Here is a 13,770-nt window from a genome sequence, read left to right as displayed (position 1 = left end):
CGGCTGTCCGGGGTCCGGTCCCCTAATCCTTCGCCCAGGTCGCATGATGAGCATCAGGCAGTTGGCAGCGGCTGGTTTAAATGATATTGAGAGTCGTTCTCAATGATGGGGCGCTTGCTATGTACGGACTTTCAAGGCCATCCGCCTTCAGCCTGACGCCTCTGATGTTCGAGACCTTCACATGCTCGATGGCGATGATGACCTTTGCGAGCCTGGCCGGGCCGATCGCGCGGATCACCGGCATGGTCCCGTGGCAGATGGGTATCGTCGTGACCCTGGCCGGCGTCGCCTGGATGCTGACGGCGCGGATATGGGGGCGGCTGAGCGACCGCCATGGGCGGCGGCCGGTCATTCTGATCGGTGTCGCGGGGTTCGCCGTCTCCTATCTGGCGCTGGGCGTGTTCGTGCATGTCGCCGTGGTGAAGGCGCTGTCCCCCGTCATCGTCTTTGCCGGGCTGTTGGTGACGCGTGGGCTGGCAGGGGTCTTCTATGCCGCCGTGCCCGCCACCAGCGCGGCGCTGGTGGCGGATCATGTTCCCATCGCGCAACGCCCGAAAGCCATGGCGACGCTGGGGGCGGCAGGGGCGCTCGGCATCGTGATCGGGCCGGCGTCGGTCGGGTTGCTCGTCGAGGGCGGGCTGGTGCCGCCCTTGCTTCTGGTCGCTGTCCTGCCGATGATCGGATGGCTCATCTTGTGGCGCGTATTGCCGGCCCATGAACGTCATGCCCCGTCCGGGCAATCGACGCTGGGCCTGCTCGATCCCCGACTCCGTCACGCCATGGTCACCGCGTTCCTGTCCATGTGCGGCGTCACGATCGCGCAGGTCATCGTGGGCTTCTATGCGATCGATCGCCTCATGCTGTCGCCCACGGACGGCGCCCGCATCGCCGGTATGGCGCTGGCCTGTGTCGGGATCGCATTGATCGTGGCGCAGCTCGTGATGCGACGGCTCGACTGGCCGACGTCGCGCCTGATGGGGATCGGCATGCTGGTGGGGGCGGCCGGTTTCGCGGGAGCGGGACTGGCGGCATCCGCCGTGCAGCTTTGCCTGGGATATGCGATCGCCGCCTTCGGCATGGGCTGGGTCTTCCCATCGGTCACCGCGCTGGCGACGAGTGTCGTCCCGGCCGAAGAACAGGGCGCGGCGGCCGGCACCGTCTCCGCCGCGCAGGGCATGGCGGTGGTGATCGGCCCGCTCCTCGGCACCGCCGTCTATGCCATCGACCCCCGCGCGCCCTTCGCGCTGATCGCGATCACGTTCGCGACGGCCATGATCGGCACCATGCGCCGGTCCCCCATCATGACGAGCTTCACCGCATGACCGACCCCATGACCGGCCCCATGACGGATGAAGCCGATCTGCGCACCATCTATGCCGAACCGGCCAAGGCCGTGCGCGACAAATGCTTCCCTCACCTCGACCCGCATAGTCGGCGCTATATCGCGCTTTCTCCCTTTCTGTGCATCGGATCGTCCCGGCCCGACGGATTGGCCGATGTCTCGCCGCGCGGGGGCGAGCCGGGGTTCGTCCATATCCTCGACGACCATCATCTTGCCCTTCCAGACCGGCCGGGCAACAACCGCCTGGATACGCTGACGAACATTGTCCACCATCCTGCGGTGGGCCTGCTGTTCTTCCTGCCGGGGGTGGAGGACATGCTGCGCGTCAACGGCATCGCCTCGATCACCGCGCAGGCCGACCTGATGGAGCGCTTCCGCCACGACGGCAAGCTGCCGCGCAGCGTGATCGTGATCGAAACGCGCGAGGTGTATTTCCACTGCTCGAAGGCGTTGCGTCGCTCCGATCTGTGGAATCCCGAAAAGCGGCTGGCCAAGGGCGTCTTTCCGACGCTGGGGCAGATCGCGCGCGACCAGTTCCGGCTGCGGCTGCCCGCCAAGCTGATCGACATGGCCCTCAACCACGATGCGAAGAAAAATCTTTATTAGGAGAACGGCAATGGCGCGCATCGAACGCGTGATCGCACCTGCCGGCCATGGTCGATCGGCCGTGATCCGATTGCTCCGGCACTATTGCGCGATGCGCGGCAAGGGCGTCGGCGGCGCAAGGCTGTCGCGCCTCGTCGCCTTTGGCCAGAGCCTGTGCCTGCGGCCGACGGGCACCGTCGCGCTGAGCAGCGTCTTCCAGTTGACCGAGGCGGTGCTGAAGCGGCATCTGGTGGCCGAAACGCGCGACGCACGCCGCCTGAGCGATGACGAACGCACGATCCTGCGCCTCCTCGAAAATCCGGTGGCGATCGTTCCCGGGACCGCCATGGCCGACATTCCTCCCGGACTGCCCGGCGCTCTGGCGTCGGCCGTGCTCAGCGTTCGTCGGCTATGCGGCGATGTCATTCCATCGCGGGCACAAGACGGGATGGCCGCGTGGAGCCGTCCTTCGTTCGTCCAGCCTGTCGCGAGCTGACCGATGATGCCCGGCCCTTACGACTATTTCGATCGTCCGGTGGTCGAACTGCTGCAGGACGACGTCTTCACCCTGTCCGCGGTCAGGACCTGGGTTTCCGCGGCCCGTTCCGGTCGCTGCGCGCATGCGTCGCTGCGCGGCGGCTTTGCCGCGCGTCAGGTCGATGACGCGCTGTTCGCCTTCCTCTGCGCCATGACCCTTGTCGACCGGCATGGCTATGGCACGATGCGGTTCGCGCCCCTTTGCTACTGCAAGGTGAGCGACGACGAGGCGAGGATCCTCACCCTGTTCGCGGCGGCACGGACGGAAAGCCCGCGCCTGATCCGCATCGCGGCCTCGCTCGTCGATGACGACATGGCCGCCCAACTGGCCGGTGCGGCCACGCGATTCGGTTCCGCACTGCGACTGCGTACCTGACCGTCGAGCGAGGTGATATGAAACACGATCCCCGACCTTTTGCCCCCGTACCTCCCCATGTTCCGAACCATCCGGTCGTCGGGGACATGCGTCGTGAACGGGGTCTCGACCATGCGCTGCGTGCCCGGATGCTGGACGACTGGCTGCTGGGTCAGTTGAGCCTGCCGGGGTGAAGGCCGGCACTCACCAATATTTGGAAATCGCGCGGAACTGCTCGACGGCACGCCTTGTCCCTTCGCCTTCCTCGGCGTGTACGAGGCAATGGTCGATATGGTCGTTGATCAGCGCACGCTTGGCGCTGGCGATTGCATTCTCGACCGCCTGAAGCTGTTGCGCGATGTCCACGCAGGGGCGTTCCTCGCCGATCATGTCGACGATGCTGCGCAGATGGCCAGCCGCCCGGTTGAGCCGTTTGACGATCGCGGGGTGGTTGGCATGGGGACCGTGGGACATGCCCAGGATGTAGGCGACCGACCCGTCGCTGTCGAGTATCCCCCTGGGGGGGATGGACGAGAACCCCCCGGGGGGATAAGAGGCGATATGTTCTCGGTTCTCGCCAACCGCACCTATCGTCACCTGTTCCTTGCCCAGGTCATCGCGTTGATCGGGACGGGGCTGGCGACGGTCGCCCTGGGGCTGCTCGCCTATGACATGGCGGGGGGCGATGCCGGGGCGGTGCTGGGAACCGCGCTGGCCATCAAGATGATCGCCTATATCGGCGTCGCGCCGATCGCCGGTGCGTTCGCGAACCGGGTGCCGCGCCGCGCGCTGCTGGTCGGCATGGACGGGATCCGCGCCGCCGTCGCCGTCTGCCTGCCCTTCGTGAACCAGATCTGGCAGGTCTATGTCCTGATCTTCGTCCTCCAGTCGGCCTCGGCGGCGTTCACGCCGACCTTCCAGGCGACGATTCCCGACGTGCTGCCCGATGAGCGCGACTATACGCGCGCGCTGTCCCTCTCGCGCCTCGCCTATGACATGGAGAGTTTGACCAGCCCGATCCTCGCGGCCGGGTTGCTGACCCTGATGAGCTATCATTGGCTCTTCTCGGGAACCGCGATCGGCTTCGTCGCCTCCGCGCTGCTCGTCGTCTCGACGATTTTGCCGCGTCCGACACCGAGCGCGGAGGGGCAGGCGGGCATCTATGGCAAGACGACGCGCGGCACGAGGATCTACCTCAAGACGCCCCGGCTTCGCGGGCTGCTTGCGCTGACGCTGAGCGCGGCGGCCGCGAGCGCGATGGTCATCGTCAACACGGTCGTCATCGTGCGCGGCATGGGACTGACCCAGCGCGATGTCGCCCTGACGCTCGGCGCATTCGGAGGCGGTTCGATCCTCGCGGCGCTGACGCTTCCCCGCGTCCTCGATCGCGTGGCGGATCGCACCGTGATGATCGTCGGCGCACTGGTGCTGACGCTGGCGCTTGCCGCACTTGCGGTAGCCTCGTCGGTGATGGCGCCGGGGCCGGCCTATTGGCATGTCCTTCTCTTCGGGTGGCTGGTGATGGGAATCGCCTATTCGTCGAACGTCACCCCCTCCGGCAGGCTGTTGCGGCGCTCGGCACAGGCCGAGGATCGACCGGCGCTGTTCGCGGCGCAGTTCGCCCTGAGCCATGTCTGCTGGCTGATCTGCTATCCGCTCGTCGGGCAGCTTGGGGCGCGCATCGGCATGGCCGCCGCCTTTGCCGGCATGGCGGCCCTCGCCGCGATCGGCCTCGTGGCGGCGCTCCGCCTGTGGCCCGCCGATGATTCGGACGCGATCGATCGCCGCCAACCGGCATGGGCGAGCAAGTGACCGTCTTGCCGCAGGGGCATGGGCCGCGTAGCGTAAGGCCGATGTCCCTGTGTCAGACCCGATCCACATTGCTCGGTGCTGTGCTGGCGCTTGTCGCCATGCTCGGCCTCGTCGCGCTGTCCGGTTGGCACAGTGCGGTCGTCCATGACGACGATCCCGTGCATGTCGCATCGGTCGAGCATGTCCATGGCTCGTCCCAGCAGGCCGATCCCGACGGCCCGATCCATGTCCTGGCCCATGCGATGGGGCAGTGGATCGCGCTGGCCGGCCCCTCCGCCACGCCCATGCGATTCGCGCTGGTGAACCGGGTCTGGCCGATCGCGCTTTACGATCTTCGGGCCGGTATCGATCCTTCCGAGCTGTTGCGCCCTCCACGCGGCTGAGCGGTCCGCGGCGCGCAGCGCCGACAGGCTCACCTCCCGGAGGAAACAGGATCATGAACGGCAATTCCTGCCGGCAGCGCATGGTTGCGCTGACCGGCCTGCTCGCAGGGCTGTGCCCGGCGGGCCAGGCGTGGGCGCAGAGTGCGCCCCCCTTTGCACAGCTTCTCGAACAGGCGCGGACCGCGTCCCGCATGGCCGTGCTCGATGCGGATGTGGCGCGCGCGCAGGGCCTCGCCGAACAGGCACGGGCGCGCCCCAATCCCGTCGTCAACGTCTATGCCGAGAATTTCAACGGCGACCTGATCCGCAACGCGCGCGATCAGCAGCAGATCACCGCCCAGATCGATTGGCCGATCGAACTGGGGGGCAAGCGCTCTGCCCGGATCGCGGCGGGCGACGCGGGGATCGTCGCGGCGCAGGCCCGCAATCGCGACGGCCGGCTCCTTTACGCCACCGAACTGGCGCGCGCCTATGCGGCGGCCGAGATCGCCGATCGTCGCATCGGCCTGGCCGAGGACGAGGTCGAGGAAGCCACCGACGACCTGAAGGCGGCGCGCGCGCTGGTCGGCGCGGGCAAGGAGGCGCGGCTGCGACAGCTCCAGGCGGAAACCGAATTGAGCACGCTGGAGGCTGATCTCGAGACGGCCAAGGCGCAGAAGGTCGCCGCGCTGGCGCGCCTGTCGGCGCTGGTGGGGTCGTCGGTATCCTTTACCGGCGTTTCGGAGTCGTTGCTCGACCGGATGAACGCCAGGCCGCTGTCGGGGCCGGTCGATCCCCTTCAGGCGACCACCGTGAAAGTCGCCGAGGCCGAGCGGGAGGCCGCCGCCAGGACGGTCACGGCCCAGCAGCGCCTTGCCATTCCCAACGTCACCGCGATCGTCGGCGTGCGCCAGCTCCGCGTCGCGAGCGGCCCGGCGATCGTCGCGGGGGTGGGGATCCCGCTGCCCCTGTTCGATCGCAATCGTGGCAATATCGCCGCGGCCAGGGCCGAGCTGCAAGGCGCGGCGGCGCGCGCGGCGATCGCCCGGCTGGATGCCGAGGCCGGGAGCCGTGCCGCGCTGGCGCTGGTCGAGGCGGCCGACCGCCGGGCCGAGGCCGCCCGGCGCACGATGGAGACCGCCGAGGAGGGCTATCGCCTCGCGCGCATCGCCTATCAGGCGGGCAAGTCGCCGCTGATCGAGCTTCTGGCGGTCCGCCACAATCTGGGGGTCGCGCGCGGCGTCATTCTCGATGCCGATGCCGCCCGCCTGGACGCCCGCGCCAATCTCGCCCGCCTGCAGGGCGTCACCATCACCGGAGAACCGGTTCAATGACCGACAAGAATCGCCTCTATGCCGGGGCCGCCATCGGCCTCCTCGCCGCAGCCGGGATCGGCTATGGTGCCGCGCGCCTGACCCAGGCGCCCGCTCCGGCCCCCGTATCGACCCAGGCCCCGGCCCCCGAGGGGCCCACCGACGCGCTCGCGATCAGCCCCCAGGCCATCGCCATGTCGCAGATCACCGTCGCACCGGCTGGCTCGGGCGAACTGGACGCGGCGATCCTCGCCTCCGCCACGGTCGAGGCGGCACCCGATGCCGAGGCGGTCCTGACCGCACGCGCGCCGGGCACCGTCAGCCGGATCATGGTGCGGATCGGCGATCCCGTCCGCGCCGGCCAGACGCTGGCGCTGGTCGAGAGCCGCGATGCCTCGCAGATCGCGGCGGACCGTGCCTCCGCGTCCGCCAGGGTGTCGCTCGCCGCCAGGCAGCTCGCCCGCGAACGCGGCCTGTTCGCGCAAGGGGTGAGCCCCCGCGCCGATTTCGAAACCGCTGAAGCGAATCTGGCGGTCGCCCAGGCCGATGCCCGGCGCGCCAGTGCGGCGGCCGGGGCCGCCCGCGTCACCGCCGATGGGCGTTCCGTCGCGATCGTCAGCCCCATTTCGGGGCGCGTCACCAGCGCGCTCGCCAATCTTGGCCAGTTCGTCGCGGCGGAAACCGAGCTGTTTCGTGTTGCCGATCCCCACCGGCTCCAGATCACCGCCAACGTCCCCCCGGCCGATGCGCCGCGGGTGCGTGCGGGCGACCGGGTGGAACTGACGACCAGCGATGGCCGCTCGATCGAGGGCCGTGTCCGCGCGGCAACCGGCGTCGTTGATCCGCAGTCGCGCACCGCGACCATCGTCATCACGCCCAGCGCAGGCGGCAGCACGCTTGCGCCCGGCCAGCTTGTCCAGGCGCGCATCGCGGCCAGTGGCGGCGCCACCCGGCAAGGTGTCCTGGTGCCGCAGGATGCGGTGCAGACGCTGGGCGAGCGGAGCGTGGTGTTCGTTCGCACCGCGCGGGGGTTCCAGGCCCGCACGGTGCGCGTCGCCAGCCGTTCGGGCGGCATGGCGGCGATCGCCGATGGCCTGGCCGCCGGCACGCCGATCGCCACCACCAACGCCTTCCTCATCAAGGCCGAACTCGAGAAGAACGAGGGGGGCGACGAATGATCGGCCATATCCTCCAGACGTCGGTCCGCTACCGCTGGCTGGTCGCGTTCCTGACCCTGGTCGTCATCGGCTTCGGCGCGTGGCAGATCACCCGATTGCCGATCGACGCCGTGCCCGACGTCACCAATCGCCAGGTGCAGATCAGCGCCTTCGTCCCCACGCTCGGCCCGGTCGATATCGAGAAGCAGGTCACCTTCCCGGTCGAGACGGCGCTTGCCGGTATCCCCGGCCTGGAGATGACGCGCTCGCTGTCGCGCAACGGGTTCAGCCAGGTGACGGCGGTCTTCACCGACGCCACCGACATCTATTTCGCGCGCCAGCAGGTCACCGAGCGTCTGGCGCAGGCGAAGGACAGCCTGCCCGCCGGTGTCCAGCCCAATCTCGGCCCGCTCAGCACCGGGCTGGGCGAGATCTTCTTCTACTCGATCGCCTATCGCCATCCCGACGGCAAGGGCGGCACCGAGCATGCCGATGGCAAGCCGGGCTGGCAGAGCGACGGCAGCTATCTCACCCCCGAGGGCGAAAGGCTGACCACCGAACTGGCCAAGGCCGCCTATCTGCGCACGGTGCAGGACTGGATCATCCGGCCGCAGATGCGGACGGTGAAGGGCGTCGCGGGCGTCGATTCCAATGGCGGTTACGTCAAACAATATCTGATCGAACCGAATCTGAACGCACTGGCCTCCTATGGCCTGTCGATCACCGACCTGGCCGATGCGATGATGCGGGCGAACCTGTCGGCGGGGTCCAACTATGTCCGGCGGGCGGGCGAGAGCTTCCTGGTCCGGGCGGATGCGCGATTGAAGTCGATCGACGATATCCGCGACGCGGTGGTCGCCACCCGCGCGGGCGTGCCGGTGCGCGTCCGGGATGTCGGCGAGGTCGTCATCGGCGGCGCGGTCCGCACCGGATCGGGCAGCCGCATGGGGTCGGAGGCGGTCATCTCGACCGTGCTGATGCAGGTCGGCGACAACAGCCGCGTGGTGTCCACCGCGGTCGCGGACAAGCTGGTGCAGATCAACAAGAGCCTGCCGCCCGACGTGTTCGCCGAGCCGGTCTATAATCGGTCCAAGCTGGTCAACGCGACCATCGCCACGGTCGAGAAGAACCTGACCGAAGGCGCACTGCTGGTCATCGTCATCCTGTTCCTGCTGCTCGGCAACGTCCGGGCCGCGCTGATCACCGCGATGGTCATCCCGATCACGATGCTGATGACCGCGGCGGGGATGAACGGGCTGGGCGTGTCGGGCAATCTGATGAGCCTGGGCGCGCTCGACTTCGGCCTGATCGTCGACGGGGCCGTCATCATCGTCGAGAATGCGCTGCGTCACCTGGCCGAGCGACAGCAGGAGGAAGGGCGGCTGCTCACGCGGGCGGAGCGCCTGGGAACCACGGCCGCATCCGCGCGGGAGATGATCCGGCCGACCGTTTACGGCCAGCTCATCATCTTCCTGGTCTTCGTGCCGCTGCTCAGCTTTCAGGGCGTCGAGGGCAAGACCTTCGCACCGATGGCGATCACGCTGATGATCGCCCTGGCCTGCGCCTTCGTCCTGTCGCTGACCTTCGTGCCCGCGATGATCGCGATCCTCATCACGGGGCGGGTCAGCGAGACGGAGGTCCGGCCGATCCGCTGGTTCAAGGCGCGCTATGCGCCCGTGCTGGCAAGGGCGATCGCCCGGCCGCTGCCCTTCATCCTGGGCGGCGCGGGCGTGTTCGCGGCGGCGGTGTTCTGCTTCGGCTTTCTCGGTGAGGAGTTCATGCCGCAGCTCGACGAGAAGGACATCACCGTCACCAACTTCCGCGTCCCTTCGGCATCGATCGACCAGTCGACCCAGATGCAGATGCATCTGGAGAACGCGCTGAAGACCCTGCCCGAGGTGGCGCTGGTCTTCTCCAAGAACGGCAATGCCGATCTGGGCACCGACCCGATGCCGCCCAACGCCTCGGACACCTATGTCATCCCCAAGCCGGAGAGCGAGTGGCCCGCCGAGGTGCGGAGCAAGGCGGACATCATCCGCCGGATCGAGGAGAAGATGAAGCCGATCATCGGCAACCGCACGGAAATCCAGCAGCCGATCCAGATGCGCTTCAACGAACTGATCGCGGGCGTCCGCGCCGATGTCGCGATCAAGCTCTATGGCGACGATCTGGAGGCCATGAACGTCCAGGCCCGCAAGATCGCCGATGCGGTGCGCACCATAGCGGGGGCCGGTGACGTCAGCGTCGAGCAGACGTCCGGCGCACCGACCTTCGACGTACAGATCGATCGGCAGGCGGCGGCGCGCTATGGCCTGTCGGTGCAGCAGGTGGCGGACACCGTGTCGACGGCGCTGAGCGGTCGCGCGGCCGGTCTGGTGTTCGAGGGCGATCGCCGGTTCGACATCGTCGTGCGCCTGCCCGACGTGCAGCGCGACGATCTCGACACGCTGGGCGCGATCCCGGTCATGCTCCCGGCGGCGGAGGGGCAGGCGGCGCGTGCCATCCCGCTGCGCGAGGTCGCCCGGTTCCGCTATACGGAGGGGCTGAACCAGATCAGCCGCGAGAATGGCAAGCGGATGGTGACGGTGCAGGTCAATGTGCGTGGGCGCGACCTGGGCGGCTTCGTCGCCGATGCGCAGGCCCGGATCGCGGCGATGCCGCTGCCGACCGGCATGTACACCGATTGGGGCGGCACCTTTCAGAGCCTGCGCTCCGCGCGGCTGCGCCTCGCCATCGTGGTGCCGATCTGCTTCGTCGCGATCTATGCCCTGCTCTATCTGGCGCTGGGCGGGTTCGTGCGGGCGCTGATCGTCTTCTCGGCGGTGCCGATGGCGCTGGCGGGGGGCGTGTTCGCGCTCGTCCTGCGCGGTATCCCCTTCTCGATCACCGCCGCGGTCGGGTTCATCGCGCTGTCGGGCGTCGCGGTGCTGAACGGGCTGGTGATGATGAGCGCGATCGCCAAGCATCGGAGCGACGGGGCGGATGAGGACCGCGCGATCGCCGATGGCGCGATGGAGCGCGTGCGGCCGGTGCTGATGACCGCGCTGGTGGCGTCGCTGGGCTTCGTGCCGATGGCGCTTGCGACCGGCACGGGCGCGGAGGTGCAGCGCCCGCTCGCCACCGTCGTCATCGGCGGCCTTGTCACCTCGACGGTGCTGACCCTGCTGGTGCTGCCCGCGATCACCGCATGGGTGGCGCGCCTGCGGGGGAATGCGATGAGCCGCTGACAGCGACATGATGATCCTTCGCCATGCCGGACGGGCTCCGGCATGGCGATCGGATTTAGATGCCGCCGGTCGGCGGCTCCAGCGTCCCCAGCCAGGCGACCAGCGCCAGGATCGCGATGGCGCAGGCGGTTTCGATGGCGAGGCTGCGGCGCAGCGCATGAAGCGCGATGCGAGGCTCGGTCGCGTCCGGCAGCGCGGGCGTCAGGCGGAAGCGATTGAGCGCCGCCAGACCCAGCATCGCGCCGAACAGCGCCAGCTTGGCGAGCAGAAGCTGGCCATAGAGCGTCACCGGCACGGCGCCCAGGCCGCCGATGCCGATCAGCATCGCGCCGTTGATGATGCCGGTCGCCAGGATCGTGCCGACCAGCACCGTTCCCATCGATGCGAAACCATGCAAGGCGCGATGGGTGAGCGCGACATGGGTGGAATCGACCCGGTTCCCCGATCGCGCGACGAGCAGGCCCAGGCCGATAAGCGCGCCCATCCATCCGCCCGCCGCGAGCAGATGGAGGATGTCGGCGCCCAGATGCACCCATCCCCGGCCGCCTTCATCCATCGCGCCATGCCCCGTCCAGGCCAGCGTGGCGAGCGCGACGCCACTGCCGAGCATCACCCCGTGCACGGCGAACCGGCGGCGCGGCACCATCATCGCGGCGAGCGAAGCCAGGATCAGCGCGATCATTCGCACCAGCCAGGCCGTCCCCGTCGCCGATCCCGACAGCAGCATCGCGATCGCCTCCCGATCGATCGGCCATGCGGGCGCCCCCACCATCGCGGCCGCGAGCAGCGCCAGCGCGATGCAGGACAACAGCGCCGCAGCGACCCCGCCGCCGACCAGCCATGGTCGCAGCGGAAGGACGCTGCGGCGTTCCCCGTCGTTCAGCGATGACAGTGCGAAGGCCGACAGGCCGAACAGCCCGCTCAACGTGCCGTACAGCGCAAAGCGGACCGCGATCAGCGGCCAGTCGGCCGTCACCTTATCGAACCGTGAAGGCGACGCTGCCGGTGATCCGGTGCGTATCGCTCGACACGACATGCCAGGTCACGGTGTACTGCCCCGGCATCAGGGCGGACTTCGGCGTCAGGACCAGCGTCCGCCCGTCGGCGTCGACCGCGCTGGTGGCCGCGACCGGCATCGATCCGTGCGCCATGCCCGCATGGCCGGTCATGGCCACCTCCGCGCCGGAGAATTTGGCGATCAGCGCCTCGCTGAAGCGCAGGGTGATGCGGGCGGGCGCGGCGACCGTCGCGTTGGCGGCCGGCGAAGCCGACAGCAGCTTCGGATGCGCATAAGCCGGGGCGGCCAGAGCGGACAGGGCGACGGCGGCGGATAGCAGGATGGAACGCATGTCTCTGGACTCCTCAGGAATGACCCGTCTCTTACGCGGCGTTTCGCGTCATCCCTCACCGGGCATGCGCGGTCGCGCCGTGCGGGGTGTATCGGCATCCTCTACGCCTTTGCCGGTGCCGAACGGCATGATCGGTGTATCGAACGGTGTATTTCGGCGACTGGATAGCGTGATCGACCGCTAAGGTGGCATGGGATCGGCCCAGCCGACGCCCAGCCGACGCACAGGGTCCGACGAAGGGAATGGAAGTGACCGGACAAACCGCAACCGGCTTTTACATCGATGGGGCCTGGACGAATCCTTCCGACCGGGCGAGCATCTCTGTCATCCAGCCGTCGACCGAGACGCAGATCGGGACCATCGCCGCGGGAACGGTGGCGGACGTCGATCGGGCCGTGGCGGCGGCCCGGCGTGCCTTCCCGGCCTTTGCCGCCTTGCCGGTCGCGGCGCGGCGCGCGATGCTGGTGCGGATCGCCGACCTGATCGAGGCGCGTGCCGAGGACTTCGCCCAGGCGCTGTCGCGCGAGATGGGGGCCGCGATCGGCTTTGCCCGCACGTCGCACGTGCCCCTCGCGGTCGCGCATGTCCGCGCGCAGGTGGACGTGCTCGACCACTATCGCTTCGTGCGCGAAGAGGCCGGGTTCGCGGTGCTCAAGGAGCCGATCGGCGTCTGTGCGCTCATCACCCCGTGGAACTGGCCGCTCTACCAGGTCACCGCGAAGGTCGCCCCCGCGATCGCGGCGGGCTGCACGATGGTTTTGAAGCCCAGCGAATTGTCGCCGTTCAGCGCGCTGCTGTTCGCGCAGGTGATGCAGGACGCGGGCGTGCCGCCGGGCGTCTTCAATCTGGTGAACGGCACCGGCGAGGTGGTCGGCGCCGCGTTGTCGGCGCATCCCCAGGTCGACATGATCTCGATCACCGGATCGACCCGCGCGGGCGTGCTGGTGGCGCAGGCCGCCGCCGTGACCGTCAAGCGCGTCGTGCAGGAACTGGGCGGCAAGTCGCCCAACCTGTTCCTCGACGATGCCGATTTCGCCGCCGCCGTGCCCCGGGGTGTCCTGTCGGCGATGCGCAATGTCGGCCAGTCGTGCAGCGCGCCGACCCGGATGCTGGTGCCCGCCGACCGGCTGGTCGAGGTCGAGGCGCTGGCCGTCGAGGCGGCGCGGTCCTGGCAGGTCGGCGATCCGCTGGACGAGGCGACGACGATGGGGCCGATCGCCAACGCCGCCCAGTTCGCGCGGGTCCAGGCGATGATCGAAGCGGGCATCGCGGACGGCGCCCGCTTGCTGTGCGGCGGCGTCGGGCGGCCGGATGGTCTGGACACGGGCTATTTCGTGCGCCCGACGATCTTCTCCGGCGTCACCGCCGACATGCGGATCGCGCGCGAGGAGATTTTCGGACCCGTGCTGTGCATCATGCCCTATCGCGACGAGGAAGAGGGCATCGCGCTGGCCAATGACACGGTCTATGGCCTGGGCGCGCATGTCCAGTCGGGCGACATCGCCCGCGCGCGGCGCGCGGCGGCGCGCATCCGGGCCGGACAGGTGCTGATCAACGGCCCCGCCTGGACCCCGCACGCACCATTTGGCGGCTACAAGCAATCGGGCAATGGCCGCGAATATGGCGTGCACGGGTTCGAGGAATATCTCGAAACCAAATCGGTGCTGGGATACTGACCGCGATGATCTCCATCCGGTCGCCCTATTTTCTCTTTCCTGGTCGGAGTTGACT

Annotated in this window: 14 protein-coding genes; 11 read left to right on the top strand and 3 right to left on the bottom strand. The window is 68.7% G+C overall.

Annotated features, from left to right (window positions below; translation table 11 throughout):
* The first annotated feature begins 164 nt into the window (after window positions 1-164).
* From ABDV78_RS05185 to ABDV78_RS05165, 5 genes are read left to right on the top strand one after another with little or no spacing between them, the layout of a single operon-like run.
* The gene (locus ABDV78_RS05185) at window positions 165-1,322 is read left to right on the top strand and encodes an MFS transporter (protein WP_343526206.1); all 1,158 of its coding nucleotides are present in this window, start codon (window positions 165-167) and stop codon (window positions 1,320-1,322) included.
* Entirely contained in the window at window positions 1,319-1,948 is a 630-nt protein-coding gene (locus ABDV78_RS05180; protein ID WP_343526205.1) for a pyridoxamine 5'-phosphate oxidase family protein, read from the top strand. The genes ABDV78_RS05185 and ABDV78_RS05180 overlap by 4 nt, the downstream gene beginning before the upstream one ends.
* Before the next feature lie 10 nt (window positions 1,949-1,958).
* Complete coding sequence (locus tag ABDV78_RS05175; protein WP_343526204.1) at window positions 1,959-2,423, top strand: hypothetical protein; 465 nt, start codon at window positions 1,959-1,961, stop codon at window positions 2,421-2,423.
* Window positions 2,424-2,426: 3 nt separating this feature from the next.
* Entirely contained in the window at window positions 2,427-2,840 is a 414-nt protein-coding gene (locus ABDV78_RS05170; protein ID WP_343526202.1) for a hypothetical protein, read from the top strand.
* Window positions 2,841-2,857: 17 nt separating this feature from the next.
* On the top strand, window positions 2,858-3,013 hold the full coding sequence (locus ABDV78_RS05165) for a hypothetical protein (protein WP_343526201.1): 156 nt from the start codon (window positions 2,858-2,860) through the stop codon (window positions 3,011-3,013).
* Window positions 3,014-3,023: 10 nt separating this feature from the next.
* Here the strand turns inward: ABDV78_RS05165 and ABDV78_RS05160 are convergent, their stop codons facing one another.
* Window positions 3,024-3,293, bottom strand: coding sequence for a metal-sensing transcriptional repressor (locus ABDV78_RS05160; RefSeq protein WP_343526199.1), 270 nt, complete (start codon window positions 3,291-3,293; stop codon window positions 3,024-3,026).
* Window positions 3,294-3,380: 87 nt separating this feature from the next.
* Between ABDV78_RS05160 and ABDV78_RS05155 the strand changes: the two genes are divergently transcribed.
* From ABDV78_RS05155 to ABDV78_RS05135, 5 genes are read left to right on the top strand one after another with little or no spacing between them, the layout of a single operon-like run.
* Entirely contained in the window at window positions 3,381-4,631 is a 1,251-nt protein-coding gene (locus ABDV78_RS05155; protein WP_343526198.1) for an MFS transporter, read from the top strand.
* A gap of 41 nt (window positions 4,632-4,672) precedes the next feature.
* Complete coding sequence (locus tag ABDV78_RS05150) at window positions 4,673-5,014, top strand: hypothetical protein (RefSeq protein WP_343526197.1); 342 nt, start codon at window positions 4,673-4,675, stop codon at window positions 5,012-5,014.
* A 53-nt stretch (window positions 5,015-5,067) separates the two neighbouring features.
* A complete protein-coding gene (locus ABDV78_RS05145; RefSeq protein WP_343526196.1) occupies window positions 5,068-6,327 on the top strand; it encodes a TolC family protein in 1,260 nt (419 codons plus the stop codon).
* Entirely contained in the window at window positions 6,324-7,484 is a 1,161-nt protein-coding gene (locus ABDV78_RS05140; protein ID WP_343526195.1) for an efflux RND transporter periplasmic adaptor subunit, read from the top strand. The genes ABDV78_RS05145 and ABDV78_RS05140 overlap by 4 nt, the downstream gene beginning before the upstream one ends.
* Window positions 7,481-10,690, top strand: a complete 3,210-nt coding sequence (locus tag ABDV78_RS05135; protein ID WP_343526194.1) for a CusA/CzcA family heavy metal efflux RND transporter — start codon at window positions 7,481-7,483, stop codon at window positions 10,688-10,690. The genes ABDV78_RS05140 and ABDV78_RS05135 overlap by 4 nt, the downstream gene beginning before the upstream one ends.
* A gap of 55 nt (window positions 10,691-10,745) precedes the next feature.
* On the opposite strand, the gene copD is transcribed toward ABDV78_RS05135, so the two are convergent.
* Both copD and copC read right to left on the bottom strand, forming a co-directional pair.
* Window positions 10,746-11,666 carry a copper homeostasis membrane protein CopD gene (gene copD, locus ABDV78_RS05130; RefSeq protein ID WP_343526193.1) on the bottom strand — a complete coding sequence of 307 codons (921 nt, stop codon included), beginning with the start codon at window positions 11,664-11,666 and terminating at the stop codon, window positions 10,746-10,748.
* 1 nt (window position 11,667) lies between these two features.
* Window positions 11,668-12,039 carry a copper homeostasis periplasmic binding protein CopC gene (gene copC / locus ABDV78_RS05125; protein ID WP_343526192.1) on the bottom strand — a complete coding sequence of 124 codons (372 nt, stop codon included), beginning with the start codon at window positions 12,037-12,039 and terminating at the stop codon, window positions 11,668-11,670.
* Between the two features lie 278 nt (window positions 12,040-12,317).
* On the opposite strand from copC, the gene ABDV78_RS05120 reads away from it, so the two are divergent.
* Window positions 12,318-13,715 carry an aldehyde dehydrogenase family protein gene (locus tag ABDV78_RS05120; RefSeq protein ID WP_343526323.1) on the top strand — a complete coding sequence of 466 codons (1,398 nt, stop codon included), beginning with the start codon at window positions 12,318-12,320 and terminating at the stop codon, window positions 13,713-13,715.
* The last annotated feature ends 55 nt before the right edge of the window (window positions 13,716-13,770 follow it).

This window comes from Sphingomonas sp., from assembly GCF_039594485.1.
GTDB lineage: Bacteria > Pseudomonadota > Alphaproteobacteria > Sphingomonadales > Sphingomonadaceae > Sphingomonas.
Note: the sequence above shows the minus strand (reverse complement) of the source record. Positions and strands in the feature narration are given on the sequence as shown.